This window comes from Rhodoferax potami (assembly GCF_032193765.1).
In the GTDB taxonomy this organism is placed as follows: Bacteria; Pseudomonadota; Gammaproteobacteria; order Burkholderiales; family Burkholderiaceae_C; genus Allorhodoferax; species Allorhodoferax potami.
Genome location: NZ_JAVBIJ010000001.1, coordinates 1,598,996 through 1,623,795 on the forward strand (window position 1 = coordinate 1,598,996; position 24,800 = coordinate 1,623,795).

A 24,800-nucleotide genomic window follows, 5' to 3' on the forward strand; every position below is an offset into this window, starting at 1 on the left:
TGAAAAAGCAAAGCCTTTCTTGCACCCTTTGGACTTGCATTGCAAGTACCCTGCCCCAAGGTAGATCCAAGCCAAAAAACGGAGAAAAATCGGTCTTTTAGAATCTGTCAACCATATCAAATAAGATTGATATGGTTGACTTGGCATATAAAGCACCCATAGAATCCGCCCAATTCAAATCCCGCCTAGGGATTACCCGCCCCGCTGCCGAACCCGGCATATTCAAATCGCTGCACATGTCGAGACGACGCCGCAGGATATTGATAGCGTACCAACCCAAACGAGGGGACCTGCAAGGACTTGCCGACTTGGCAAACCTGGCCGGCCACCCCCGCCAAAGAAGGAAGAGCTATGACAGCGACTACCCGCATCACCAAAGGCATTCGCACTGTTGCGAACGACATCGCCCAAGGTTTTTTTGAAATTACACACAACGGTTTTGCACTTCTTGGCTTAGCCGTCATGTTCGCAATCATTACTTTGGTTGCACACCCCGAAATCCGCACCGAAAGCGAAGTTCGCCTGATGGGCTGGCTCCAAGACCGCCACGCGCCAACAGCCAGCGTTAACTTGGAGCCAGAGGCTATCGAGCGTGCAACAGCCACCAACCCCCAAGAACTGCCCAAACAACAGGCAGCAGTTGCATTTTGGTTAAGCAAAAAGTATGGCGTTGCACCGGAACCCCTGAGTGCACTGGTGGCAGAAGCCTTTGAAACAGGTCGACGAGCCAAGGTGGACCCCACTTTGATTCTGGCGGTCATGGCGGTGGAATCAGGCTTCAACCCCTTCGCACAAAGCCATGTAGGCGCCCAAGGCCTGATGCAGGTCATGACCAAAGTACACAGCGAAAAATACGAGGGCTATGGCGGCAAGTTGGCAGCGTTCGATCCTGTTTCCAATTTGCGGGTTGGTGCCAAGGTTTTGAAAGAGTGCATAGCCCGCGCTGGCTCGGTCGAGGGTGGCCTCAAGCTGTATGTAGGAGCCGGCAACATGGAATCAGATGGCGGCTATACAGCCAAAGTTTTGGCCGAATACGCGCGCTTACAAAGTGTCGTGTCCGGCAAACCTATCCAGAGCATTCAGCCTAACCCGGCGGTAATAACACCCGTAGTTGAACCCTCCGCTCCACCCTCCGTTGAGAATGTGGCGGCGTTGACTCAACCTTCCTGACCAGACGCGGGGGGCGCCCCGAGTCGGTTAAACTCTTACCCGCACGCGACTGGCGATAGGCGCCGTCTTCCTCAGGAAGTCGGTTGCTGACGTGGGACACCACTGGGAAGCGTGCCGCACGACCTTCACGGTTTGTGCGATCAGCCGTTCGCCTGGGCAGCCCTGTTGTCACCATTGACCCACAGGCCCGATCTCCTCAAAGGACTGCCATGTACGACCGCAACATTCTTGTTGAACAAGCCGACCCCGAACTCTGGAACTCCATCCTGGCTGAAAACGCTCGCCAGGAACACCACATCGAGCTGATCGCCAGCGAAAACTACGCCTCGCCCGCCGTCATGGCCGCCCAAGGCAGCCAGCTGACCAACAAATACGCCGAAGGCTACCCCGGCCGCCGCTACTACGGTGGCTGCGAGCACGTCGATGTAGCCGAACAACTGGCTATCGATCGCATCAAGCAAATCTTTGGCGCGGATGCAGCCAACGTACAGCCCCACTGCGGCGCATCAGCCAACGAAGCTGTGTTTTTGGCGTTCTTGAAGCCTGGCGACACCATCATGGGCATGAGCTTGGCTGAAGGCGGTCACTTGACCCACGGCATGCCTCTGAACATGAGTGGTAAGTGGTTCAACGTCGTGTCCTACGGCTTGGACGCTAATGAAGCCATTGACTACGAAGCCATGGAGCGCAAGGCCCACGAAACCAAGCCCAAGCTGATCATTGCCGGCGCATCTGCCTACTCCTTGGCCATCGACTTTGCTCGCTTCGCCAAAGTGGCAAAAGACGTGGGTGCCATCTTCATGGTAGACATGGCCCACTATGCCGGCCTGATTGCCGCAGGCGTTTACCCCAACCCAGTACCCTACGCTGACGTAGTGACCTCCACCACTCACAAGAGCCTGCGCGGTCCCCGTGGTGGCATCATCTTGATGAAGGCAGAGCACGAGAAGGCCATCAACAGCGCAATCTTCCCAGGCCTGCAAGGTGGCCCTTTGATGCACGTCATTGCCGCCAAGGCTGTAGCTTTCAAAGAAGCCCTGACCCCCGAGTTCAAGGCTTACCAAGCTCAAGTGGTGCGCAATGCCAAGATCGTGGCAGAAACCTTGACTGCACGTGGCCTGCGTATCGTCAGCGGCGGTACTGAAAGCCATGTGATGCTGGTGGACCTGCGCTCCAAGGGCATTACTGGCAAAGAAGCTGAAGCGGTCTTGGGCGCTGCCCACATGACGATCAACAAGAACGCCATTCCCAACGATCCCGAAAAGCCCATGGTGACCAGTGGTATCCGGGTAGGCACCCCTGCCATGACCACACGCGGCTTCAAAGACGAAGAAGCCCGCGCCACGGCTCACCTGATTGCCGATGTGCTGGACAACCCCCGCGACGAAGCCAACATTGCTGCCGTTCGCGCCAAGGTCCATGCCCTGACCTCACGCTTCCCGGTTTACAAGTAAGCAAGGTCAGTATTTACGATGAAGTGCCCCTTCTGCAGCCATTCCGAAACCCAAGTGGTGGAGACACGAATTTCTGAAGACGGGGACTTCATCCGTCGCAGGCGTCAATGCGGCTCCTGCGACAAACGGTTCACCACCTACGAGCGGCCGGACGTCAACTTTCCGGCCATCGTCAAGAAAGATGGCCGTCGTATCGAATTCGAGCGCGCCAAACTACTGGCCTCGATGAACCTGGCCCTGCGCAAAAGGCCAGTGAGTACCGAGCAGATCGACAGCGCCATCGAGCGCATCGAAGAAAAACTCCTGAATCTGGGCCTGCGCGAAGTCCAGAGCACTCGCATCGGTGAACTCGTGATGCGCGAACTCAAGAAACTGGACAAGGTAGCCTATGTGCGCTTTGCCAGCGTCTACCGCAGCTTTGAAGACATTGACGAATTCAAGACGCTGGTGGATGAGGTGAGTCGTTAACACCCGATCATCCACCTCAAACGAACGTTGGTCGGCAAAAGTCACCGCACAGTTCAATGTAGGCTAGGATGACCCGCATGACGAACTTTCCCAGCGGCTACGGCCTATTTACTGAAAAAGGTTTCAGTATTATCGAATTGCTCGTCGTTATCGCATTGATTGCGATTGTGTCGGCAATTGCAGTCCCTAACTTGCAACAGTTCCTTATCAGTGCGGAAATTCGCAGTGGAGTTAATGACTGGACATTCGCGCTACAACGCACAAAGTCTGAAGCAATTAAACAAAACAGGCAAGTAACGTTATGCCCAAGCTCGACAGGCACTGCATGCACAGCGACCTCCGCTTACGAGGGAGGCTGGATCATAAAAACCGGGACGACAGCATGGGTTGCTGGTGACCGCATTATTGCAGACTATATTCCTTTGAGACGACTAACCATGACGTCCAATAAGGCCAATGCTGCTGCAATTACTTATCTACCAAATGGTGTGCCAATAGGCAACTTTGCAGGCATGAGAATTACTGTGATGGAAGATGCTCAGGACCCTCGCGACAACCTTACCAGATACATATGCATCGCGCGTACCGGACGCGCTAGAGTTTTTAATGAAGACCAATATCTCTCATTACCAAACAATGATTGTGAATAAGTATGATCAAAGTCATCCATAACAAGCAAAAGTCATTATTTAGACAGCAAGGCGCCACCCTAGTAGAAATATTGGTGACCATGCTAATAGTTTCTTTCGCTTTGCTAGGGATTGCAGGAATGCAACTGACTTCCATTAGATACTCCCAAGCATCAGTTTTTAGAGACGCTGCAGCAAATCTAGGCCAAACGATGTCTGAAAGAATCAAGGCAAACACATCAGCATTGGCCGAAGCGGATGACTCGTCAGCCTACCGTGCGAATAATGCCTATGCCGCTGCCGCGACTATCCCCGCTGACCCCGCTTGCGGCTTTGGAGGGGCCGCCTGTACCGCGGCCCAATCAGCGCAACGAGATTTGCGAGAATGGCGTCAGGCGCTGCAACAAGAGTTACCGGGCGGTCGGGGAGCTATACAGCCCATCGCTAGCGGGGCACTAACCAGCCCTACCGGGCGTCGGTTAATCATCATGTGGATGGAAAAGCCCAAAGACTCTGATGACAACGTCGGCGCGGCTCCCACGGACACCAATTGTCCTGCTCCAAGAGTAGCCGGAGTTCGATGCTTAACACTTGCGGTGAATCCATGACTAATTTTCGATTCAAGTCGGAATCAGGATTCACGCTCATTGAGATACTCGTGAGTATTTCAATTGGATTAGTGATCATGGTTGCAATTGGCACCGTTTATCAAACTTCAACATCTATCCAGCGCCAGCGAGAGGATTACAACGAAGTAAATGACCCTATGAAGATGGTGTCAAGCTTGATAAGAACAAACGTTGCCCAAGCAGGATACGTGGATTTGATGGATGCGCCAGGCGGCAATTCTTACGGAAGCCAAATCTTCAGGTTAGATAACCCTGATTTCCAAAATACATTTGTAAGAAACACCACTATATCCACACCAATTACTCCGTTGCAGCGCGTTGTGCCAGGACTATTCCCAGTTTTTGGATGTAACGGCGCAATGAATAGCACACCCAATGCTCTATCTAGAGGAACACCTCCCCTTGCATTAGGTTGCTCAGCAGCCGTGAGTAATACCCAACACACTTTACAAGTTGCCTATCAAGCTATTCCAAGCAGTACCAATTCAAGTACCGTAAATAGTTTAGTTGCATCTAACGGCAACACGGGAGAAGGTCGTGACTGCTTACAACAGGAACTTCCGGCCGAAGCGACAGGCGGCATCGTAATAAACAGATTTTTTATGCAACTTAACGCCGGCGACAATACCAATGAACTTTACTGCTCGGGATCCGGCAATACGGTAACACAACCCATTGCGAGAGGCGTTGAGGAATTCGTCGTACGGTACCAAATCGCACAAGCAGGATCGGCCGCCATCGTAAGTGCGGGCGGAGTAAAGTCACAGTTTCTTAATGCTACACAAGTAGCTGCGGATCCAGTAGGCTGGCCCGGCGTGAGTGCAGTAGAGCTCTGCATCATTGTGGCCACGCCTCAGACAAAAGGCCCCGCAGCAATTGGTACAGCGCAGTTGCAACCAACTCGCCCCACCTGCACTCGTACTAACGCTGGCGCATTCAATAACAACATAAATCGTGCTGCCGGAGACCTAAGACTCTGGAAACGGTTCACATACACCATTGCCGTTAAAAATGCAATTTATGCATTTTCTTCCTAAACATGAAGTGCCATGAATTCCGGCGCTTGCGCCAACCTAATACCACAAAGAATCGTGGATTCGTGCTGATAACGGCCTTGATTTTTTTAGTAGTACTCACAATAATTTCTCTCGCAGCGATGCGCGGTTCTATTTTTGATGAGCAAATTTCAGGGAACCAGAAAGATCAAATTCTTGCCCAAGAGGCCGCAGAAATGGCTCTACGTGACGCTGAATTAGACATACGTGGACTACGCTTTGATAATACTTACTGCGCCCCAGCTGGAATCGCTGCCAGTACTTGCGGTGGTAACAAACGAATTGCAGGAACCAGACCAGCCGATGCAACTGAGGCGGGTAATTTTTGGATTGCTTCCAACTCGTCCGTAAACAATGTTTATGCGATTGCTCCAACTTCGAGTGCGCGACCGACTGCCCCAAACCTTACCAACATTGGTGTATACGAGGGACGCGGAGCCACTAGCGCATGCGGTAAGCCGTTGTGGTCTGCGGCGGACTGGGATACAGATACCCCACCGGCAGCAAAAAAATGCACCGACGGTTCATCCGTGGTAAGAACTGTGGTGTACGGCAGCTTTACAGGCGCTCCAACTGGAGCCGATATTTTTCCAAATGGAACACGACTACCTCGCTATCTCATCGAAGTCTTTGAAGCAAGTGATCTTGGGATTTCGGCTTCCAACAAGGTGTTTTTCCGAGTGACTGCCGTTGGATTTGGAAGATCTGCAAAAGATGATGGCAACGCTACTTCAGTGACACTGCAATCCGTGTTCTCTGCCCTTTAGAAAAAAGCATGAGGTCTCATATGACAACCCCAAATAAGATTCTTCAATACCATTATTTATTCGCAGCAACTCTGATTATTTTCTCAATTGCTCACCCCTTTTCTTCGTGGGCTTTTGACGCAAGCAGGAAACCTGCAGAAACACAGTCAGTGCCTGGCAATATGCTGCTTGCACTTTCTGTTGAGTTTCCAACCGGACTACAGGGATCTTACTCTGGAGGATACGATGTAAATATTAGTTACGAAGGATATTTCGACAATCGAAAATGCTATGAGTACCAGACTAGCAATGAAATATTCAAGCCAACTTCTGGACTAACCAATACAACTGCGTGCCCAAATATCGACCACTGGAGCGGTAATGTTTTGAATTGGATGACCATGACCAACTTGGATCAATTCCGAAGCGTCATGACAGGCGGAACACGTGACAATTTTTCTTCAATGAACGCCTCACAACCAGGCGATACTGTTGGAGCCAGTGCCAAAACGGTACTCATACGATCATTCAGCGATCGAAATAGTTATTTCACACAAAAAACTTTGAACAGTGCTTGGCCCGGCATTCCAACCGCATTTAACGGCAGGATTGCTCGGTCCGGCGGAAATGGTTCGAAGTTCTATGTTCATGATACCGCTGGCCAGGACCCATCGAACAATGGAGATAACGCCACGAGACTTCAAAGATGCAGTGACTCACCCATCGCTAACCATGCGTGCTTTAATGTCCGTGTGGAAGTTTGTGTAGCAGTGCCGGCAACTGGAAATTCGCCTGCAGTTGATAGGGAGAGTAACTGTGTCGGCCCTTATGGTACGTCGCCCAACACCTATTACAAGCCTCAAGGCTTGATTCAGGAATACTCCAACTCTATTCGCTTTGGTGCGATGGGCTATCTAAATCAGGACGGGCAAGTCCGCGATGGCGGGGTACTCAGGGCTCGCATGAAGAGCGTTGGCGCGATCAAAATTGGCGAAAACGGTATAACTAACACCAATAGGGAATGGAATGACGATGGCACTTTGGTTTCAAATCCCGACCCAACAGATGCAACAAACTCCTCGGTTAGTCAATCAGGCGTTATTAATTATTTGAATAAATTTGGGTATACATCGGGATACAAAGGAAATGACCCAGTCGGTGAGCTCTATTATGCAGCTCAGTTATATTTTAGAAATATCCCGTTTCCTTCGCAGTACACTGATGATTTAACAACCAGCAGGAAAGATGGATTTCCTGTGATCACATCCCCAGCTGATCCAATAATCCGGAGTTGTCAAAAGAACTTTATTCTTGGGCTGGGAGACATCTATACGCATTGCGATGGCAATCTACCGAACTCCCCAAACAACGGGGCAGGCACTTGCAATAACAATCCTAATCCCGGCGATTCATCCATCAACACCTCCAGTTTATGGGATAGCATAACTACGATGGAAAATGACACCACGTGGGTCGGAGGCTCTACTGGAGGCCGCCCATATATGGCGGGCCTCGCTTGGTGGGCGAACACTACCGATATTCGATCAGACCTCACGGGCAAGCAAACCATTTCGACATACTGGGTCGACGTACTAGAAAATAACAATGGTGGCCAAGGAATTGGGGCACGATCGCAGTATTGGCTGGCCACAAAATATGGTGGCTTTCGGCAGGATCTCTTGCCAAGCAACAGTGTGAACCCAAACGACGCGCGGGCCTCTTGGGATAAAGATGCGGTAGGAGCTCCTGGCCGCGGAGTACCAGACACTTTGTTTGCGGGTAATAATCCGCAAGCACTCAAAGCTGGACTTCGCGCAGCATTCGCTGATATTTTGGCCCGAGCGGATGATAGCTCTGCATCCAGTGCTGCAGTTACATCCAATCGCCAGACATCAAGTAGCCAGATCATATACGCTGGATACAACCCAAAAGACTGGACAGGGTCGATTCGAGCTTGTTCACCGGGTCAAAACTCGGCTCAATGCGACGCCTCACCCACATGGGAAGCCTCACGCTGGTTTAACGCGAACTACACCGCAGGTGCTACCCCAAAGCTTACAAACTCGACTCGTAAAATTTTTACATCAGTTAATAACGCTGGCGTTTTTAGCAAATCAGCGTTTATTTGGGGTTCACTGGAAGCAAGCCAAACTCAAGCACTCAACTCCAGTGATTCCGATGGGGCTGACCGATTGAGTTATCTCCGAGGTAGCAGGACTCATGAAACAAGCAAGTTTAGGAAGCGTGGCGATGGTCTTCTCGCCGATGTGGTCAACTCGAACGTTACCTATCTTGCGGGTTCTGGTCCCCTACTCAAAGGTACTAATTTCAGTGGTCATGCCACTTACCGAGCTGCAAATGCGACAAGAGAGCCCGTAGTCTACGTAGGTACCAACGATGGAATGCTCCATGCCTTTGACGGAACAAACGGCAAAGAATTATGGGCCTATATACCCGGCTCGGTCTATTCAAAACTGCCCGGACTAACCAGCAATAGCTTTTCTCATGAGTACTTGGTTGACGCTACTGCGATGGTTGGTGACACCCAAACAGGCGATACCAACAATCCATGGAGGACTATGCTGATTGGTGGCCTAGGTGGCGGTGGCAAGGCTTATTACGCTCTGGATATCTCACGCCAAACAGCCAACCTGGCTGGCGAAAAGTTTTCGAATATGACTGAAGCCCAGTTAGCGAATATTCCAATGTGGGAATTCACATCGGCACAAGATAGCGATTTGGGCTACACGTACTATGAGCCGTCGATTGACTCTATAACAGGGCGGTTCAATCAGATTGCTAAAGTGGCCAGCAGCTCTGTAGCTACTGGCGTCTGGAGAGCCATTTTAAATAATGGTTATGGATCTACTGGAAACAACGCTGTCTTATTTCTTCTCAACACTGAGACTGGTGCAGTTGCAACCAAGATGACTGCCACCAGTAGCGGCTCCGGGGATAATGGCTTGTCGTCACCAACACCAGTAGATACAGACGGAGACGGCTTGATAGACACCGTATATGCAGGAGATATTCGGGGACGTATGCACAAGTTTCAGTTCTCAAAGCCAGATGCATCCAACACAAACTTTGTTTTAGCCTCTTCTGGTGATGCAAATGGAGTTTGGCGTCACATCGGTGCGGTTTACGAGGCAGGACGACCAGTGACCGCAGCGCCTGTGGTTACCCAAGCATGCAACGGAAATAGTGGATGGCAAGTAATGTTTGGAACTGGGAAGCTCAATGAGAACGCCGACTTCACCAATACAGATACGAATGCATTTTTCAGCGTATTGGATGGTGGAACCTCAAGTGCTCTAACCGTCTCTTCAAGTAGCCTTGCAGAAATCACACCAACCACTTCCACTGTAATTGCAGGTACGGTTAGAAATTGGTCTACCCCGAGCATGTCAGGGAAAAAAGGCTGGAAGCTTAATTTAGTTGCCGGGGAGCGCGTCCTGTCAAACCCGTCATTGCCTCCGGATACGGGTGCCGTTCTATTTGGTACAGCAAGGCCTAGTGGGGACTTGTGTGTGGCCGGTAGCTCTGGTTACCTTATGGCGGTAAAAGTTTGTTCAGGTGACATTGGTGGAATAACAGTCGGCCAAGGTGCAAATAAAGTTAACGTGGGTGGCTACGGTGTGTCGGCCTCGGGCATCTTGAAGGTGAGTAACACGTACACAGACACGAACAACAGACAAACTATTGTCTGTAATCAGCCCGATTGTCAGCGGAGTATTCCGCCAACCTTAAATTCCACCGGCAGTCCAGCCGGCAGGTATTCTTGGCGACAAATTCTCACACGGTAATTCAAATGAATTTCTATAAAACCAAACAAAAGGGTTTTACTCTGATCGAGTTAATAATCGCTGTAGCCATTGTCGGAATTCTGGTGGGGATAGCGCTTCCTGGCTACACAGAGTACTCGAGACGTGCTGCTCGCGCTGACGCGAAGAATTTGTTACTGTCAGTAGCTCAAAGACTTGAGCAGAATTACACGTTATCAGGCCGCTATGATCAAACACAAGATGGTGTAGCTATTGACGACGCGATGATAACCATATGGGGTTTAAATCAATCCCCCACAGCGGGTGCTGCTAGATACAACATTACTTTTGTCGCAAACTCTCTTGGCAACGCAACTTACACATTACAAGCTACCCCCGCAGGTTCTCAGGTCAATGATAGGTGCGGCGTGCTTGCATTGAATGAACGTAATCTAAGAGCAAGCAATGGAACTGACCCAAACACTGCTGGTGTATCACGTGCGGCTCAAACACTTGATTGCTGGGGACGATGAGATAAGTGCGCCCGTAACAGAGATTTCTCAGAGAAAAATGACAGTTTGGAGTTTGTTTGATTGAACTTGCACTTGTAGCGTCGCTCCCCTCACTTTGGGTCACCAGCCCCAATCCCCGAGTAGGGTGCGTGCTTACAAGCTCAGATGGCTCAGCAGTCGGCCAGGGCCACACCCAGAAAGCCGGTGGCCCCCACGCCGAAGTCATGGCCTTGCGCGACGCGGCTGAAAGAGGCAACTCAGTCCAAGGGGCCACCGCTTACGTCACTCTTGAGCCCTGCTCCCACCATGGCCGCACCGGCCCTTGCTGCGATGCGCTGATACAGGCGGGTATCAAAAAAGTGGTGGCTACCAACCTGGACCCCAATCCCTTGGTGGCGGGCAACGGCTTTGCAAAGCTGCGCGCGGCGGGTGTTGAGGTCGAAGTGCTAACACCTGACCATCCGCTGGCAATTCAATCCCGCGAATTGAATATCGGGTTTTTCAGCCGAATGATCCGCAAGACCCCTTGGGTGCGCATGAAGGTGGCTGCGTCATTGGATGGCACTACCGCGCTCGACAATGGCGCAAGCCAATGGATCACCGGGCCTGATGCGCGGGCGGACGGCCATGCATGGCGTGCCCGGTCGTGCGCCATACTCACCGGCATAGGCACCGTGTTGGCAGACCGGCCCCGATTGGATGTCCGCCTCGTGGACACCCCGCGGCAGCCGCATCTCGTGGTGGTGGACAGCAAGTTGGAAACGCCGCCGGATGCTCCGTTTTTTATAGCGGGTCGTGCAGTATTTATCTACACCAACGGCCAAAACGCCTCTAAAAGAGCCGCTCTAGAGCAGGCTGGCGCAACGATCGTGGATATGCCGGAGCGCAACTCCGAAGGCGCGCTCACGGGCAAAGTCGACCTAGCGGCCATGATGTTTGACCTTGGCCGCCGCGAAATCAACGAGCTGCATGCAGAAGCTGGCTTCAAACTCAATGGCTCGCTGGTCCGCGCTGGTTTGGTAGACGAGTTTGTGGTGTATCTTTCGCCCAAACTGCTGGGCCAGGGCGCTGGAATGTTCCATATCGGCCCACTCAGCGAGTTGGGTCAAGGCGTAGAACTGGAATTCAAGTCTACTGATATGGTGGGCCCTGACTTGCGCGTAGTCGCGCGGGTGCAAGGGCGCGACCGGTTCTAGGGTTTTGCGGGTGGGGCCATCTCGGCCCTGCCCTTTCCCTGCCAAAATGCAGGCATGTTTACAGGCATCATTACCGGCGTAGGCCGCATTTCCGCCGTCCAAGCTCTGGGCGAATCCACCACCCATGGCAAGCGCTTGACGATCGAGGCGCCGGTAGGCTACCTCGACGATGTGGGCCTCGGCGACAGCATTGCGCTCAACGGCGCCTGCATGACCGTCACCACCTTTGATGTAGCGGCGCAAAAATTCACCATCGACATTTCTGCCGAGTCCCTCGATAAAACAGCGGGCCTCGACGGGCTGGGCACCGTCAACCTTGAGAAGGCCTTGCGCGCCAACGATCGCTTGGGCGGGCACATCGTGTCGGGCCATGTGGACGGTATGGGCAGCATCAGCCACTTTGCCCAAGTGGGTGAAAGCTGGGAGCTGCGGGTGATGGCGCCCCCTAGTTTGGCCAAGTACTTGGCCTACAAAGGCTCGATCACGGTCAATGGTGTGAGCCTGACGGTGAACCGCGTAGCGGACTTGCCCGGTGGATGCGAGATAAGTATCAATCTGATCCCCCACACGGTGGAAAACACTGCCTTGGGCACTCTCGCCCAAGGCAGCCGCGTCAATTTGGAGATTGATACGGTGGCGCGCTATGTGGAGCGCATGATGTCTGCGCCCGCGGTTTAAAACGTCCGCGTTTTACTCAAACGACAACGTTTTGACGCCAGTGGCAGTGCCTAGCAAGCACACCTGGGCGCGCTGGTAGGCAAACACACCCACCGTCACCACGCCAGGCCACTGACTGACTTCGGCCTCAAACGCCAGCGGGTCGGTGATCTGCAGTCCGGTCACATCCACGATGTACTGGCCGTTGTCGGTCACCAGCGGTTTGCCGTCTTTCAGGCGGATGGCGCCCTTGCCGCCTTGGGCCGCGAACTGGGCGATGACACGCTGTGTCGCCATGGGAATGACTTCCACCGGCAAGGGGAACTTGCCCAGCGTTTGCACCAGCTTGGACTCGTCGGCAATGCACACGAACTTGGCGCTTTGGGCGGCCACAATTTTTTCGCGAGTCAGTGCAGCACCACCGCCCTTGACCATATTGCCGGCGCCATCGATCTCGTCGGCACCGTCGATGTAGACCGATAGCTTGTCCACCTCGTTGCTGTCAAACACCTGGATACCCAGCGCCTGCAAGCGCTCGGTGCTGGCCACAGAGCTGGATACTGCGCCCTTGATCTGGTCTTTGATGGTGGCCAGCGCGTCAATGAACTTGTTCACGGTGGAGCCGGTGCCCACGCCCACGATCTCGCCGGGCACCACGTACTGCAGGGCGGCCTGGCCTACCAGGGTTTTGAGTTCGTCTTGGGTCAGTGCGGGGGGTGTGGATGTGGTCATGGCGGTAAGTGATGAGCGCGTCCTGACGGACAATCGGGGAAGTTGAAATCTGAAAGCAGGAATTATCCGATGTCTCTGGTGCCCTACGCCCTCGCCCGCCGCGTTTTGTTCAATCTGGACCCCGAAGTCGCCCACGACATCACCATGGCAGGCCTCGCTGCCAGCCAGGGTAACCCTCTCAAACTGGCCTACTGCAACAGCCGGGTGGACGACCCTGTCACCATCGCCGGCTTGAAGTTTCCCAACCGCGTAGGCATGGCCGCCGGCCTGGACAAAAACGCCCGCTGCATTGACGGCCTGGGCGCCATGGGCTTCGGCTTTGTGGAAGTGGGCACCGTCACCCCGCTGGCCCAGCCGGGCAACCCCAAGCCCCGCATGTTCCGTCTGCCAGAGGCCAACGCGCTCATCAACCGCCTGGGCTTTAACAACCACGGCTTGGATGCCTTCATTGCGAATGTGCAGCGTTCTGCCCTGCGCCAGAGCAAAAATCCGTCGCTGCTGCTGGGCCTGAACATCGGCAAAAACGCAGCCACCCCGATCGAAAAAGCCACCGACGATTACCTGATCTGTCTGGACGGTGTGTACCCTCATGCGGACTACATCACCGTCAACATCTCCAGCCCCAACACCAAGAACCTGCGTAGCCTGCAAAGCGACGAGGCGCTGGACGCCCTGCTGGGCGCCATTGCCGAACGCCGTGAGCAACTGGCCCAGAAGCATGGCCAGCGCAAACCCGTCTTTTTGAAAATCGCCCCGGATCTGGAGGCCGACCAAGTCGCCGTGATCGCCGCCACCCTCCAACGCTATGGCACTGACAGCAGTGGCAAGGTCAACAATGCTTGGGGTGTGATCGGCACCAACACCACTTTGTCTCGTGAAGCCGTCAAGGGAATGCCTCACTGCGACGAGGCAGGCGGCCTGTCAGGCGCGCCGGTGCTGGAGAAAAGCAACGCTGTCATTGGCCAACTGCGTGCAGCGCTGGGCAAAGACTTCCCGATCATCGGGGTGGGCGGCATCATGAGCGCAGCCGATGCGGTGAGCAAAATCAAAGCGGGTGCGGATGCAGTGCAAATCTACACCGGTTTGATCTACTCCGGACCGCAGCTGGTGAAAGACGTAGCCGTGGCCATCAAAAACTTAAAGAAATAAGCCGCTAGCGCACGTTCCGCGTGCGCCAGCAGCTATATTTTTCATAGCAAATCAGGGCTCGACGGCCAAGCCCAAGACCCTGGCTCCATCTCCGATGGTGCCGATAAAGGTGCCTTTGCCTGTCTGCAAATCTACGCTGTATAGGCGTGTGGTGGCGTGGGACTTCAGGCGCACTGCCGCAAATGCGGCACCGCTGACGTCTGCAATGTCCATGCTCGCATCCGACATGTCGGTCACACCGAGGGCACCCACGGTGTAGAGCTGGCCCGTGTTGAATGACACCACGGGCTGCACGCCTTCCGCGCTACCCATGGTGACCAGGAAGCCTCCGTTGCGGTCGATCGCAAAGTTGGTGGTCAGCTTGTCGTCTTTTTTGTTGTAGGTGTAGGCCGCTGCGGCCACCTCTGGCTTCACACCTGCACGCCGGTCGCCTGCGGCATAAAACGGCACAGGGTCTGTCGCGGCCAGGGCACCGGTGTCGGGGTGCAGCCGCACATTCTGGCCACTGGTGCTCATGACCCGCACACGGTCGGCCACCGGGTTGAAATCCATGCCGATGGCGTCGCCCTGTAAGGCCACCGCTGGCGCCGCACCCACCGGCTTCAAAACGCCGGTAGCGGTATCCACGGTGTAGAGCCGGCCGGACTTGGCCAACGCAAACAGCACCCCTTTGGCGATGCGGTAGTCGATCCCGACCAGGGTATCGCCCGTGGCCAGCCCGGAGAGCTGCACCCGCTTCAAGACCTTGGTCGGCTGGCCGGCATTGAGCGTCAAGAGCTCCAGCTTGTCAGTCACCACTTGCAAGGTTTCTTTGCTCGGCGTGCCGGCGCCTTCTTGCATCGCGGTGCATCCGCTCAAGGCTAAGGCGATAAACGCACTACCGGCTAACGCGCTGCGGCGCAGTGTGGGCGATATTTTCATGAAATGGGTCCTTTCTGTGGGTGAAAAAAGCCCTGGCCGGCGCAATAGCGCTGTGGCTCAGGTTGCGTGAATCAGTCCGACCACATGGTCGGCGATTGCCAGTGCACTGGTCAAGCCCGGGGACTCGATGCCGAACAAATTGATCCAACCGGGCACGCCGTGTACCTCCGCGGTCTGGATCAAAAAGTCAGCAGCGGGCTCACCGGGACCGGAAATCTTGGGTCGCATTCCGGCATACGCGGGCTGAAGGGCACCATCAGGCAAAGCCGGCCAATAGCTGCGAATCGCCTGGTAAAAAGCCTCGCCTCTGCCGGGCTCCACGTCCAAATCCGCAGGATCATCCACCCACTGGACATCCGGCCCGAAGCGGGCTTGCCCGCCGAGGTCCAGGGTGAGGTGCACGCCTAGGCCCGCCGCCTCCGGCATCGGGTACACCAGATGGGTGAAGGGGCTGCGCCCTGCCAGGGTGAAATAGTTGCCCTTGGCGTAACGTGCTTGTGGGATGGTGTCGACCAACATTCCTTTGCAGTGGCGAGCTACCGCACAGGCTTGCAAACCCGCCGCATTGATGACCAGCGCGGCTTGAAATTCAGTGCCATCATTTGCTACCAAATTTATAGCGCCATGCGCATACATTGCGCCGGCCAAGGGCGAATTCAATGCCACAACACCGCCCGCCGCCTCCAGATCGCCCCACAAAGACACCATCAGCGCATGGCTATCCAGAATGCCGGTGCTGGGTGACCACAAGGCACCCACACAGTGAAGATGGGGCTCCCTGGCGCTTGCCTGTGCGGCACTCAAAAACTCAAGGTCGAATACGCCATTGGCAATTGCCTGCCGGTGCAATCTCTCCAGCTGCAGCATCTGCTCCGGCCGGGTCGCCACCATCAACTTGCCACACCGCTGAAAAGGCAACTGCCGCTCTTCGAGATAGTGGTACAGCTGCTGTTTGCCTTGAACACACAGCCGTGCCTTGAGCGAGCCACTGGGGTAGTAGATGCCGGCGTGGATCACCTCGCTGCTGCGCGAACTGGTCTGGGTGCCTATCGCATCGCAGGCCTCAAGCACCCACACATCCCGCCCGGTTTGGGCAATAGCCCGCGCGACTGCTAAGCCTACAACGCCCGCCCCCACCACCACGCAATCTACGCGCTCCATCGTTTTAGGGGCTCGCGGGTGGAGTGGCGCGCGACAAGTAGGCCTGTGCTTCGTTGGCATCCATACCGAATGTCAAGGCGGCGGTGGCCTCACCATGAAGCCCAAAGGCGTAGCCCTTGACTTCATTGACCATGACAAACTGCATGGAGAACATCGCACCATCGCTGCAGCGCATGTCCATGGAACCCCCGGTGACGCTGGTAAACCGGAGCGAGCCGGCACAGCTGGCGATGCTGCCCGTGCCGGAAAGGCTCATATCGCCCGTGCGGTCGGGCCGCAAACTCACCACGCCCTCCAAGCGCTGCCCTCCGGTTTGCAACAATGCAGGCCGTGGGGTTGTGACAAGGCGCCACCCCACGTGCTCTACCAAGGCGCAAGCGGTGAGCCACGCCGCCATCCCGAGGGTGGCGAGCACTCGGCAAACGCGCATCAGCTGTGGCCCCAGGGTAAATTGCATCGTCATTCCTTCAGTCCGGCCAACGAGGAGCCGTTGTACTATCTTAGCGACGCAGCGCGGCTCTGACCCTGACAAAAGCGCGGATCTGACAGGGCATTTCCCGCGCCGCGAGCTCCCCCCGTACCCAGGAGACCTTTTCTTGAAGCCTGCTTATCCATCTGCCCATTCAGCCGCGACGGCCGTGGCTCCTGCTTTTGCCAAGCAAGGTTGGTTCAAAGCGATCACCGGGACACTCGCTGTTTTGGCCGTGCTGGTGGCGGTCTATCTGGTGGGCCCCCGCAACGAATTTGGTGCCCCAACAGCGACACCGCGCGCCCAAGCCCCCCAGGACTTGGCCGCTTTGGATGCCTGGCTGGCAGTACAAGAGGCCACCGTGCCCGGTATCAAAACGGGAAATGCCAAGGGCATCGTTTGGGCGAAAAACCCCGGCCAGAAAACACCGTGGGCTGTGGTCTACCTGCACGGTTTCTCTGCCAGCAGGCTGGAAACCGCCCCCCTCACCGGACAAGTGGCGCAGGGTCTGGGCGCCAACGTGTTCTACACCCGTCTGACGGGCCATGGCGTGCCTGGCGCAGCCATGGGCGACGCCAAGGTGCAAGACTGGCTGGCAGACGCACAAGAAGCGCTGAATATCGGGCGTCAGTTGGGCGATCGGGTGTTGGTCATCAGCTGCTCTACCGGTGCAACGCTGGCGACCTGGCTCGAAGTCAACGGCCCCAAAACCGGTGTAGCCGGACATGTGTTTGTATCCCCCAACTTCGGGCCTAAAGACGAGCGCGCAGATCTGATCAACGGCCCATGGGGCCACCAGATCGCTTTTGCCTTGCTCGGCCAGGAGCGTACCCACACGCCCGCCAGCGATGCTGAAAGCCAAGCCTGGACCAGCAGCTACCCGACCCGCAGCCTGTTTCCCATGATGGCACTGGTCAAAGCCACCCGCGAGAGCCCGCTGGAGCGCTTCTCGGCGCCCGTCATGATGCTGTACAGCGCCGACGACAAAACGGTAGAACCCCGCCTCTCGCAAGCCGCGTTGGACCGCTTCAGTTCAAGCAACAAAAATCTGGTAAAAGTCGACTACAGCGAAGCCAAAGGCCAGCATGTACTGGCAGGCGAGATCCGGGCCCCGGCAGCCACCGCCCCTATGGCACAAAGCATTCTTCAATGGGTCGCCACACTCGGCCCGCTTGCACCATGACACCTGACATGACAGCCAAGGCCCCCACCACCGGCGATACCCCCGAGGTTTTGCGCCTGCCGCTGCGCCAACTGGGCCTGCGCTCCGGCATGGCGCTGCAGACTCGGCGCTTGGTAGAAGGCACCAGCAAAACAGAGGCCCAGTTTTTTGGTGCGATCGAGGGCAAGGGCGTGATGGTAGGGCCCGCCAACTCGGATGCGGTGCAAACCGGGCTGACCACTGGCGAGGTGTGCATCGTGCGAGGCTTCACGGGGCAGTACGAGTTTTCTTTCATCAGCAAAGTCCTGCAGACTTTTGAGGCGCCCTTTGCCTACGCGTTGCTGGCCTACCCTGCGCAAGTCGATGCCAAACGGGTACGCCAGTCCATGCGAACCAAAGTTGCTTGGCCTGCGCAGGTGCGCAGCGCATCGGAGGGTGCATTCCGCCCTGTCACCCTAGCGGATTTGAGCCCTTACGGCTCCATGGTTCTGAGCGCGGAGGCATTGGGCAGTGTAGGCGACACCATCGCCTGGAAGCTGGTGGCCCAGGTGGGGTCCACACTCGTCCAGCTGGAGCTGCAAGCCAAAATATGCCATCACAGCCGCCCCACGGGCCTCGACCATTGGATTGTGGGTTTGGCGTTTCAGCAACTGAGCGCCGAGGACATCGTGCGGCTGCACTATTTGGTGAACACCGGGGCCTAGCCCGAACGCCTGCGCACGCCGTCCTGACAAACAAAAAAGCCTTCCAAGCGAACTTGGAAGGCTTTTTATCTGGTGGGCGATGCAAGTTTCGAACTTGCGACCCCTGCAGTGTGAATGCAGTGCTCTACCCCTGAGCTAATCGCCCTTGAAACTGTGATCCCGTATCAAGGAAGCCTCAAATTATATACCATTTTTTAGGCCATTTGCTTCCAGACCGTTTTTCCGCCGCTAGATTTGTCCAACTGGGCCAAAACATCATCGTGCGCGGCCATTTCTTGGGCATTCGCTTCCAAGACTGGCAGTTGCATGGTACGCAAGTCCAACTGCTCCACTACCAAGCCGGGCTCTTGGGTATCGCTACTCTCCATCAACAAGGCATCTTGGCCCCGGGTCATGTTGATGTAAACGTCGGCCAGCAGCTCGGCATCCAACAGCGCCCCGTGCAAGGTGCGCCCTGAGTTGTCTACCTCCAAGCGATCGCACAAAGCATCCAGGCTGTTGCGTTTGCCCGGAAACATTTCCTTGGCCATCACCAAGGTGTCCAAGACACTGCCGACAAAACTCTTGAACGGCTTCTTGCCAGTGCGCTTGAGCTCCATGTCCAGAAAGGACAGGTCAAAAGGCGCGTTGTGGATGATGATTTCGGCGCCCGCTACATAGTCCACCAGCTCTTGGGCAATCTCCTCAAAGCGGGGCTTGTCGCTCAAAAACTGGGTTGTCAGCCCGTGGACCCGCAACGCACCCTCGTCGCTGTCCCGCCCAGGGTTCAGGTAAAAGTGCAGATTGTTCCCGGTGAGCTTGCGGTTGACGAGTTCCACGCAGCCGATTTCCACCATGCGGTCCGGATGGTCCGGATGGTTGGCGTAAAAACCGGTGGTTTCCGTGTCAAGAACAATCTGGCGCATGGTCTGTCTCAGTGGTTTTCGCGGGCGTGGTTGATGGTGTATTTGGGAATCTGTACCACCAGGTCTTGCTGCGCCAGGTAAGCCTGGCAACTCAATCGGGACTGTGGCTCCAGGCCCCAGGCGCGGTCCAACAGGTCTTCTTCTGTTTCTTCCGCCGCATTCAAGCTTTGCAAACCTTCGCGCACGATCACGTGGCAGGTAGTACAGGCGCAGCTCATGTCGCACGCATGTTCAATCTGGATACCGTTTTCCAGCAACGCCTCGCAAATGGAAGTGCCGGGTGCCGCTTTTAACTCAACCCCTTCAGGGCAATACTCAGGGTGCGGCAGAATTTTGATGATAGGCATGGTCAGTTCACTTCAAATGGATTCAATGCTTTTGCCGGCCAGTGCTTCTGAAATACCTTTGTTCATCCGCATGGCGGCAAAGGGCTCTGTCACATCGGCCAGCGCCTTGATCGCGGTTTCAATCACGGCAGGGTCAGTAACCTGCGTGGCAGCGGTCACATCGGCAATTGCGGCATCAATGGCAGTGCGCTCTGCGGCATTGAGAAGCTCACCATCCGCCTCCAACGCACTGCGCGTCGCCATGATCAAGCGATCGGCGTCCACCCGGGCTTCCACCAAGGCGCGGGCTCGCATATCGGCCTCGGCAGTGGCAAAGCTGTCTTTGAGCATGGCGGCAATTTGATCATCAGTGAGTCCGTAAGACGGCTTCACATCAATCCGGGCCTCCACACCGCTGACTTGCTCTTTGGCAGAGACGTTCAACAAGCCGTCGGCATCCACGGTGAAGGTCACCCGGATGCGGGCTGCGCCTGCTGCCATGGGGGGAATGCCTCGTAGCTCAAACCGCGCCAGGCTGCGGCAATCGGCGACGAGGTCCCGCTCACCCTGGACGACATGCAAGGCCAATGCGGTCTGGCCGTCTTTGTAGGTTGTGAAATCCTGCGCCATGGCAGTAGGGATGGTTTGGTTGCGCGGCACAATGCGCTCGACCAAGCCCCCCATGGTTTCCACCCCCAACGACAAGGGAATCACGTCCAGCAGCAATAAATCTCCACCGGGGTTGTTGCCTGCCAGCTGGTTAGCCTGAATGGCGGCACCCAGCGCCACCACCTCATCCGGATTCAAATTGGTCAACGGCTCTTGACCAAAAAAGGCCTGCACGGCAGCCTTGATCTGGGGCATGCGCGTAGAGCCGCCCACCAGAACCACACCCTGAACATCTTCTTTGCTGAGCGACGCATCTCGCAAAGCCTTGCGTACGGCTTGCAAGGTGCGCGCCGTCAGGTCTTTGGTGACCGCCTCGAAATCCTCACGCCGGACACCCAGATCGATAGCGCCTGCTGACAGATCCACTTCCACGCTGGCAATTTCTTCAGCCGACAAGGCTTCTTTGCAAGAGCGTGCCTCTGCCATCAACACCGCCTGGTCCTCAGGGGTGGGGGCTGCAAGGCCGGAAGTTTGCAGCAACCACTCCGCCAATGCGCGGTCGTAGTCATCGCCCCCCAAGGCGGAGTCGCCGCCGGTGGCCAACACTTCAAAAACGCCTTGCGACAAACGAAGAATAGAAATATCGAAGGTACCGCCGCCCAAGTCATAAATGGCGTAGACCCCTTCCGAGGCATTGTCCAAACCATAAGCAATGGCGGCCGCAGTCGGCTCGTTGATCAAACGCAAGACATTCAGGCCCGCAAGTTGGGCAGCGTCTTTGGTGGCTTGGCGCTGTGCATCATCAAAATACGCCGGTACCGTGATGACGGCACCGTAAATGTCATCATTGAAGCTGTCTTCAGCCCGAAACCGCAAGGTCGCCAGGATCTCAGCACTGACTTCCACCGGGCTCTTCACCCCTGCAATCGTGCGGATTCGGGCCATCCCCGGCTCGTTCACCAAGGCAAACGGCAGCTTGTCGGCGTGCGCAATATCCGCAAAACCGCGCCCCATCAGGCGCTTGGCAGATGCAATCGTGTTCCCCGGGTCGGTGGTTTGATTCGCCAAGGCGTCAAAGCCGATCTGCCGGCGATCGGCATCCAGATACCGCACCACACTGGGCAACACCACCCGGCCCTGCGCGTCAGGCAGGCACTCCGCCACACCGCTGCGCACTGCGGCCACCAAGGAGTGGGTGGTCCCTAAATCGATACCAACGGCAATACGGCGCTCATGCGGATTGGGGGATTGGCCGGGTTCTGAAATTTGCAAAAGCGCCATGACATCTCACACTATTCAAATTGATCTAAACGCTGATGCAGGTCGAGCGCGAACTTATCGATAAACATCAAAGCCCGCACGTGACTCACCGCGGCTTCAAAGTCTTTTGTTTGGTCCAACGCAGTCTCGCAGGCGCCCCGCAGCTCCTGCCGGCTTTGTTGCACCTTGGCCAATAAAGCCTCCAGTGCGCTTGCGCCATTCGCATCATCCAGCGCCTCGCGCCACTCCATCTGCTGCATAAGAAATGCAGCGGGCATGGCGGTGTTGCTGTGCGCCTGAATGGGCTTTCCGGCCAACTCACACAAGTAGGCAGCACGCTTCAGGGGATCTTTTAAGCGTTGGTAGGCCTCGTTGACCCTGACAGACCATTGCAATGCCACCCGCTGGGCTGCAGGACCATGAGATGCAAATTTATCCGGATGGGCTTCCCTCTGAAGCTCCTTCCAGCGCGCATCGATGGAGGCACGATCCTGCGCGAACGCCCTAGTCAAACCGAAGAGGGCAAAGTCATCGTCTTGCAGGTTCACACGCGGAAGGACTCACCACACCCACACTTGTCGCGCTCGTTGGGGTTATTGAAGCGAAAACCTTCGTTCAAACCCTCGCGGACAAAATCCAGCTGGGTACCGTCAATATAGGCAAAGCTCTTGGGATCGACCAGGACTTTCACGCCATGGCCTTCAAACACGATATCTTCCGGCGCCAACTCATCCACGTACTCCAGCTGATATGCCAGTCCGGAGCAGCCTGTGGTCTTTACGCCCAAGCGCACCCCCACTCCCTTTCCACGTTTGGTCAGGTAGCGGGTCACGTGGCGAGCAGCGGCCTCTGTCAGGGTGACGGCCATATCAGTTCAGGTGCTTTTTCTTGTAGTCGTCCACGGCTGCTTTGATCGCATCTTCCGCAAGGATCGAGCAATGGATCTTGACCGGTGGAAGCGCCAATTCTTCAGCGATCTGGCTGTTTTTCAGGGCCGCAGCCTCGTCCAGCGTTTTACCTTTGACCCATTCGGTCACCAGGGAGCTGGACGCAATCGCAGAGCCGCATCCGTAGGTTTTGAATCGTGCATCTTCGATCACACCGGTCTCAGCGTTCACCTTGATTTGCAGTTTCATCACGTCACCACAGGCGGGCGCACCCACCATGCCGGTACCCACCGAGTCATCGCCCTTGTCAAAGGAGCCAACGTTGCGGGGGTTTTCGTAGTGATCAACGACTTTGTCTGAATATGCCATTTGCTATACCTCGTAACTTTGATCAGTGCGCCGCCCACTGGATAGTGGACAGGTCAATACCTTCTTTGTACATGTCCCACAACGGGCTCAAATCACGCAGCTTGGCCACGTTTTGCTTGATGGTGTCGACTGCGTAGTCGATGTCCGCCTCGGTGGTCCATCGGCCGATCGTCATGCGCAAGCTGCTGTGCGCCAACTCATCGCTGCGCCCCAGAGCACGCAACACATAGCTGGGCTCCAAGGATGCGGAAGTACAAGCCGAACCACTGGAGACTGCCAAGCCCTTGATACCCATGATCAAGGACTCGCCTTCCACATAGTTGAAGCTCATGTTCAAGTTATGGGGAACGCGCTTTTCTTTATGACCGTTGATAAAGACTTGCTCAATGCCTTCCAAGCCCGCCAACATGCGGTCATGCAGCGCCTTGATTCGCTTGTTTTCTTCATGCATCTCGGCCTTGGCAATGGCGTACGCCTCGCCCATACCCACGATCTGGTGGGTAGGCAAGGTGCCACTGCGCATACCGCGCTCGTGGCCACCGCCGTGCATTTGGGCTTCCAGACGGATGCGCGGCTTGCGACGAACAAACAAGGCACCAATACCTTTGGGGCCGTAGGTCTTATGGGAGGTCAGGCTCATCAAATCGATGGGCAACTGGGTCATGTCAATGTCCACGCGGCCGGTAGCCTGCGCTGCATCCACATGGAAAATCACGCCCTTTTCGCGGCATGCGTTGCCCAAAGCCACTACGTCCTGGATCACGCCGATCTCGTTATTCACAAACATCACACTCGCCAGAATGGTATCGGGGCGGATGGCGGCTTTGAACGTGTCGAGGTTGACCAGCCCATCGTCCTGCACATCAAGGTAGGTGACTTCAAACCCTTGGCGCTCCAGCTCGCGGCAGGTGTCCAGCACCGCCTTGTGCTCGGTTTTCACCGTGATGATGTGCTTGCCTTTGGTCTTGTAGAACTGTGCGGCACCCTTGATTGCAAGGTTGTTGGACTCGGTGGCACCCGAGGTCCAGACGATTTCACGAGGATCCGCACCGATCAAAGATGCGACTTGCTCGCGGGCCTTCTCGACAGCAGCTTCGGCCTCCCAGCCCCAGGCGTGGCTTCTGGAGGCTGGATTGCCGAAGTGATTACGCAGCCAAGGGACCATGGCATCCACCACCCGCTCGTCGCAGGGGTTGGTTGCGCTGTAGTCCATGTAGATCGGGAAATGAGGTGTTGTGTCCATAGCTGGCTCAGTGCTGGCTGCAGTAAAAAATCAGGATTTAGAGAAAGCATTGCCTAGGGCGAACACCGAATTCGGCGCATTCACCCGAATCGGCTTAACCACTGGCATTGCAGAAATTGCGCGCTTGATGCTCGGCTTGTCTTCGATTTGCAAACCCTTGGCGAGTTGATCATCCACCAGCTTTTGCAAGGTGACTGAGTCCAAAAACTCCACCATACGGGTGTTCAAAGAGGCCCAGAGGTCGTGCGTCATGCAGCGGGCGCCTTCGCCCAAGCAGTTTTCTTTGCCGCTGCATTGAGTGGCGTCGATCGGCTCGTCTACCGACGTGATGATCTCTGCCACAGTAATGTCAGACGCCTTGCGGGCCAGGGTGTAACCGCCGCCGGGGCCGCGGGTGGACTCTACCAAATCGTGGCGACGCAGCTTGCCGAACAGCTGCTCAAGGTAAGAGAGGGAAATTTGTTGGCGCTGGCTGATCGCAGCCAGAGTCACAGGCCCCGAGCTTTGACGCAGGCCCAGATCGATCATCGCGGTGACCGCAAAACGGCCTTTGGTGGTGAGACGCATCGCTTGCTCCTTGGTGGCAGGGTTGTTGACTAGCGGACTCAAGTATAGCACTAAAC

The 24,800-nt window shown here is 55.7% G+C and carries 26 protein-coding genes, 1 tRNA gene and 1 riboswitch; of the genes, 14 read left to right on the forward strand and 13 right to left on the reverse strand.

What is annotated here, in order from left to right; genetic code table 11:
* Positions 1-351: 351 nt before the first annotated feature.
* From RAE21_RS07615 to RAE21_RS07660, 11 genes are all read left to right on the forward strand, one after another.
* Entirely contained in the window at positions 352-1,170 is an 819-nt protein-coding gene (locus RAE21_RS07615; RefSeq protein ID WP_313880852.1) for a lytic transglycosylase domain-containing protein, read from the forward strand.
* Positions 1,171-1,205: 35 nt separating this feature from the next.
* Positions 1,206-1,335, forward strand: a riboswitch (ZMP/ZTP riboswitch).
* A gap of 44 nt (positions 1,336-1,379) precedes the next feature.
* Positions 1,380-2,624, forward strand: coding sequence for a serine hydroxymethyltransferase (glyA, locus tag RAE21_RS07620; protein WP_313880853.1), 1,245 nt, complete (start codon positions 1,380-1,382; stop codon positions 2,622-2,624).
* 18 nt (positions 2,625-2,642) lie between these two features.
* Positions 2,643-3,092: a transcriptional regulator NrdR gene (gene nrdR, locus RAE21_RS07625; protein WP_313880854.1), complete on the forward strand. Its 450-nt coding sequence runs from the start codon at positions 2,643-2,645 to the stop codon at positions 3,090-3,092.
* 77 nt (positions 3,093-3,169) lie between these two features.
* Entirely contained in the window at positions 3,170-3,742 is a 573-nt protein-coding gene (locus RAE21_RS07630) for a GspH/FimT family pseudopilin (protein ID WP_313880855.1), read from the forward strand.
* A 2-nt stretch (positions 3,743-3,744) separates the two neighbouring features.
* Positions 3,745-4,329, forward strand: coding sequence for a type IV pilus modification protein PilV (gene pilV / locus RAE21_RS19340; protein WP_428983998.1), 585 nt, complete (start codon positions 3,745-3,747; stop codon positions 4,327-4,329).
* Positions 4,326-5,387: a PilW family protein gene (locus RAE21_RS07635; RefSeq protein WP_313880856.1), complete on the forward strand. Its 1,062-nt coding sequence runs from the start codon at positions 4,326-4,328 to the stop codon at positions 5,385-5,387. Before pilV ends, RAE21_RS07635 begins: the two co-directional genes overlap by 4 nt.
* Before the next feature lie 2 nt (positions 5,388-5,389).
* Positions 5,390-6,172 carry a pilus assembly PilX family protein gene (locus tag RAE21_RS07640; protein ID WP_313880857.1) on the forward strand — a complete coding sequence of 261 codons (783 nt, stop codon included), beginning with the start codon at positions 5,390-5,392 and terminating at the stop codon, positions 6,170-6,172.
* 20 nt (positions 6,173-6,192) lie between these two features.
* On the forward strand, positions 6,193-9,957 hold the full coding sequence (locus RAE21_RS07645; RefSeq protein WP_313880858.1) for a pilus assembly protein: 3,765 nt from the start codon (positions 6,193-6,195) through the stop codon (positions 9,955-9,957).
* 5 nt (positions 9,958-9,962) lie between these two features.
* Positions 9,963-10,448 (forward strand): type IV pilin protein, encoded by a 486-nt coding sequence (locus tag RAE21_RS07650; protein WP_313880859.1) that lies wholly within the window; start codon positions 9,963-9,965, stop codon positions 10,446-10,448.
* A gap of 56 nt (positions 10,449-10,504) precedes the next feature.
* Positions 10,505-11,623: a bifunctional diaminohydroxyphosphoribosylaminopyrimidine deaminase/5-amino-6-(5-phosphoribosylamino)uracil reductase RibD gene (gene ribD, locus RAE21_RS07655; protein ID WP_313880860.1), complete on the forward strand. Its 1,119-nt coding sequence runs from the start codon at positions 10,505-10,507 to the stop codon at positions 11,621-11,623.
* A gap of 54 nt (positions 11,624-11,677) precedes the next feature.
* Positions 11,678-12,301, forward strand: coding sequence for a riboflavin synthase (locus RAE21_RS07660; RefSeq protein ID WP_313880861.1), 624 nt, complete (start codon positions 11,678-11,680; stop codon positions 12,299-12,301).
* A 12-nt stretch (positions 12,302-12,313) separates the two neighbouring features.
* On the opposite strand, the gene rpiA is transcribed toward RAE21_RS07660, so the two are convergent.
* Entirely contained in the window at positions 12,314-13,012 is a 699-nt protein-coding gene (gene rpiA / locus RAE21_RS07665) for a ribose-5-phosphate isomerase RpiA (protein ID WP_313880862.1), read from the reverse strand.
* A gap of 69 nt (positions 13,013-13,081) precedes the next feature.
* On the opposite strand from rpiA, the gene RAE21_RS07670 reads away from it, so the two are divergent.
* Positions 13,082-14,161 (forward strand): quinone-dependent dihydroorotate dehydrogenase, encoded by a 1,080-nt coding sequence (locus tag RAE21_RS07670; RefSeq protein WP_313880863.1) that lies wholly within the window; start codon positions 13,082-13,084, stop codon positions 14,159-14,161.
* Between the two features lie 51 nt (positions 14,162-14,212).
* On the opposite strand, the gene RAE21_RS07675 is transcribed toward RAE21_RS07670, so the two are convergent.
* The 3 genes from RAE21_RS07675 to RAE21_RS07685 are packed head-to-tail and all read right to left on the reverse strand — an operon-like array spanning position 14,213 to position 16,700.
* A complete protein-coding gene (locus tag RAE21_RS07675) occupies positions 14,213-15,082 on the reverse strand; it encodes a DUF4394 domain-containing protein (RefSeq protein WP_313880864.1) in 870 nt (289 codons plus the stop codon).
* Between the two features lie 57 nt (positions 15,083-15,139).
* Entirely contained in the window at positions 15,140-16,243 is a 1,104-nt protein-coding gene (locus tag RAE21_RS07680; RefSeq protein WP_313880865.1) for an NAD(P)/FAD-dependent oxidoreductase, read from the reverse strand.
* 4 nt (positions 16,244-16,247) lie between these two features.
* Positions 16,248-16,700 carry a hypothetical protein gene (locus tag RAE21_RS07685; protein WP_313880866.1) on the reverse strand — a complete coding sequence of 151 codons (453 nt, stop codon included), beginning with the start codon at positions 16,698-16,700 and terminating at the stop codon, positions 16,248-16,250.
* A 139-nt stretch (positions 16,701-16,839) separates the two neighbouring features.
* Between RAE21_RS07685 and RAE21_RS07690 the strand changes: the two genes are divergently transcribed.
* Together RAE21_RS07690 and RAE21_RS07695 are read left to right on the forward strand one after the other, a co-directional pair.
* Positions 16,840-17,895, forward strand: coding sequence for an alpha/beta hydrolase (locus RAE21_RS07690; protein WP_313880867.1), 1,056 nt, complete (start codon positions 16,840-16,842; stop codon positions 17,893-17,895).
* The gene (locus RAE21_RS07695; protein WP_313880868.1) at positions 17,892-18,578 is read left to right on the forward strand and encodes a hypothetical protein; all 687 of its coding nucleotides are present in this window, start codon (positions 17,892-17,894) and stop codon (positions 18,576-18,578) included. The genes RAE21_RS07690 and RAE21_RS07695 overlap by 4 nt, the downstream gene beginning before the upstream one ends.
* A gap of 70 nt (positions 18,579-18,648) precedes the next feature.
* On the opposite strand, the gene RAE21_RS07700 is transcribed toward RAE21_RS07695, so the two are convergent.
* From RAE21_RS07700 to iscR, 9 genes are all read right to left on the reverse strand, one after another.
* Positions 18,649-18,723 (reverse strand) — tRNA-Val (locus tag RAE21_RS07700).
* A 49-nt stretch (positions 18,724-18,772) separates the two neighbouring features.
* On the reverse strand, positions 18,773-19,483 hold the full coding sequence (gene dnaQ, locus RAE21_RS07705; protein WP_313880869.1) for a DNA polymerase III subunit epsilon: 711 nt from the start codon (positions 19,481-19,483) through the stop codon (positions 18,773-18,775).
* Between the two features lie 8 nt (positions 19,484-19,491).
* Positions 19,492-19,830 carry an ISC system 2Fe-2S type ferredoxin gene (fdx, locus tag RAE21_RS07710; RefSeq protein ID WP_313880870.1) on the reverse strand — a complete coding sequence of 113 codons (339 nt, stop codon included), beginning with the start codon at positions 19,828-19,830 and terminating at the stop codon, positions 19,492-19,494.
* Between the two features lie 12 nt (positions 19,831-19,842).
* Positions 19,843-21,699: a Fe-S protein assembly chaperone HscA gene (hscA, locus tag RAE21_RS07715; RefSeq protein ID WP_313880871.1), complete on the reverse strand. Its 1,857-nt coding sequence runs from the start codon at positions 21,697-21,699 to the stop codon at positions 19,843-19,845.
* An 11-nt stretch (positions 21,700-21,710) separates the two neighbouring features.
* Positions 21,711-22,226, reverse strand: a complete 516-nt coding sequence (hscB, locus tag RAE21_RS07720) for a Fe-S protein assembly co-chaperone HscB (RefSeq protein WP_313880872.1) — start codon at positions 22,224-22,226, stop codon at positions 21,711-21,713.
* Complete coding sequence (gene iscA / locus RAE21_RS07725; RefSeq protein WP_296508458.1) at positions 22,223-22,546, reverse strand: iron-sulfur cluster assembly protein IscA; 324 nt, start codon at positions 22,544-22,546, stop codon at positions 22,223-22,225. Before iscA ends, hscB begins: the two co-directional genes overlap by 4 nt.
* 1 nt (position 22,547) lies before the next feature.
* Positions 22,548-22,934, reverse strand: coding sequence for a Fe-S cluster assembly scaffold IscU (gene iscU / locus RAE21_RS07730; protein ID WP_313875920.1), 387 nt, complete (start codon positions 22,932-22,934; stop codon positions 22,548-22,550).
* 22 nt (positions 22,935-22,956) lie between these two features.
* The gene (locus RAE21_RS07735; protein ID WP_313875919.1) at positions 22,957-24,177 is read right to left on the reverse strand and encodes an IscS subfamily cysteine desulfurase; all 1,221 of its coding nucleotides are present in this window, start codon (positions 24,175-24,177) and stop codon (positions 22,957-22,959) included.
* A 30-nt stretch (positions 24,178-24,207) separates the two neighbouring features.
* Positions 24,208-24,744, reverse strand: coding sequence for a Fe-S cluster assembly transcriptional regulator IscR (iscR, locus tag RAE21_RS07740; RefSeq protein ID WP_313875918.1), 537 nt, complete (start codon positions 24,742-24,744; stop codon positions 24,208-24,210).
* Between the last annotated feature and the right edge of the window lie 56 nt (positions 24,745-24,800).

Excerpts from the sequence above, each read along its gene's own strand:
- RAE21_RS07615 (WP_313880852.1), top strand. The coding sequence starts at position 352 with ATGACAGCGACTACCCGCATCACCAAAGGCATTCGCACTGTTGCGAAC.
- glyA (WP_313880853.1), top strand. The coding sequence starts at position 1,380 with ATGTACGACCGCAACATTCTTGTTGAACAAGCCGACCCCGAACTCTGG.
- nrdR (WP_313880854.1), top strand. The coding sequence starts at position 2,643 with ATGAAGTGCCCCTTCTGCAGCCATTCCGAAACCCAAGTGGTGGAGACA.
- RAE21_RS07630 (WP_313880855.1), top strand. The coding sequence starts at position 3,170 with ATGACGAACTTTCCCAGCGGCTACGGCCTATTTACTGAAAAAGGTTTC.
- pilV (WP_428983998.1), top strand. The coding sequence starts at position 3,745 with ATGATCAAAGTCATCCATAACAAGCAAAAGTCATTATTTAGACAGCAA.
- RAE21_RS07635 (WP_313880856.1), top strand. The coding sequence starts at position 4,326 with ATGACTAATTTTCGATTCAAGTCGGAATCAGGATTCACGCTCATTGAG.
- RAE21_RS07640 (WP_313880857.1), top strand. The coding sequence starts at position 5,390 with ATGAAGTGCCATGAATTCCGGCGCTTGCGCCAACCTAATACCACAAAG.
- RAE21_RS07645 (WP_313880858.1), top strand. The coding sequence starts at position 6,193 with ATGACAACCCCAAATAAGATTCTTCAATACCATTATTTATTCGCAGCA.
- RAE21_RS07650 (WP_313880859.1), top strand. The coding sequence starts at position 9,963 with ATGAATTTCTATAAAACCAAACAAAAGGGTTTTACTCTGATCGAGTTA.
- RAE21_RS07660 (WP_313880861.1), top strand. The coding sequence starts at position 11,678 with ATGTTTACAGGCATCATTACCGGCGTAGGCCGCATTTCCGCCGTCCAA.
- rpiA (WP_313880862.1), bottom strand. The coding sequence starts at position 13,012 with ATGACCACATCCACACCCCCCGCACTGACCCAAGACGAACTCAAAACC.
- RAE21_RS07670 (WP_313880863.1), top strand. The coding sequence starts at position 13,082 with ATGTCTCTGGTGCCCTACGCCCTCGCCCGCCGCGTTTTGTTCAATCTG.
- RAE21_RS07675 (WP_313880864.1), bottom strand. The coding sequence starts at position 15,082 with ATGAAAATATCGCCCACACTGCGCCGCAGCGCGTTAGCCGGTAGTGCG.
- RAE21_RS07680 (WP_313880865.1), bottom strand. The coding sequence starts at position 16,243 with ATGGAGCGCGTAGATTGCGTGGTGGTGGGGGCGGGCGTTGTAGGCTTA.
- RAE21_RS07685 (WP_313880866.1), bottom strand. The coding sequence starts at position 16,700 with ATGCAATTTACCCTGGGGCCACAGCTGATGCGCGTTTGCCGAGTGCTC.
- RAE21_RS07695 (WP_313880868.1), top strand. The coding sequence starts at position 17,892 with ATGACACCTGACATGACAGCCAAGGCCCCCACCACCGGCGATACCCCC.
- dnaQ (WP_313880869.1), bottom strand. The coding sequence starts at position 19,483 with ATGCGCCAGATTGTTCTTGACACGGAAACCACCGGTTTTTACGCCAAC.
- fdx (WP_313880870.1), bottom strand. The coding sequence starts at position 19,830 with ATGCCTATCATCAAAATTCTGCCGCACCCTGAGTATTGCCCTGAAGGG.
- hscA (WP_313880871.1), bottom strand. The coding sequence starts at position 21,699 with ATGGCGCTTTTGCAAATTTCAGAACCCGGCCAATCCCCCAATCCGCAT.
- iscA (WP_296508458.1), bottom strand. The coding sequence starts at position 22,546 with ATGGCCGTCACCCTGACAGAGGCCGCTGCTCGCCACGTGACCCGCTAC.
- iscU (WP_313875920.1), bottom strand. The coding sequence starts at position 22,934 with ATGGCATATTCAGACAAAGTCGTTGATCACTACGAAAACCCCCGCAAC.
- RAE21_RS07735 (WP_313875919.1), bottom strand. The coding sequence starts at position 24,177 with ATGGACACAACACCTCATTTCCCGATCTACATGGACTACAGCGCAACC.
- iscR (WP_313875918.1), bottom strand. The coding sequence starts at position 24,744 with ATGCGTCTCACCACCAAAGGCCGTTTTGCGGTCACCGCGATGATCGAT.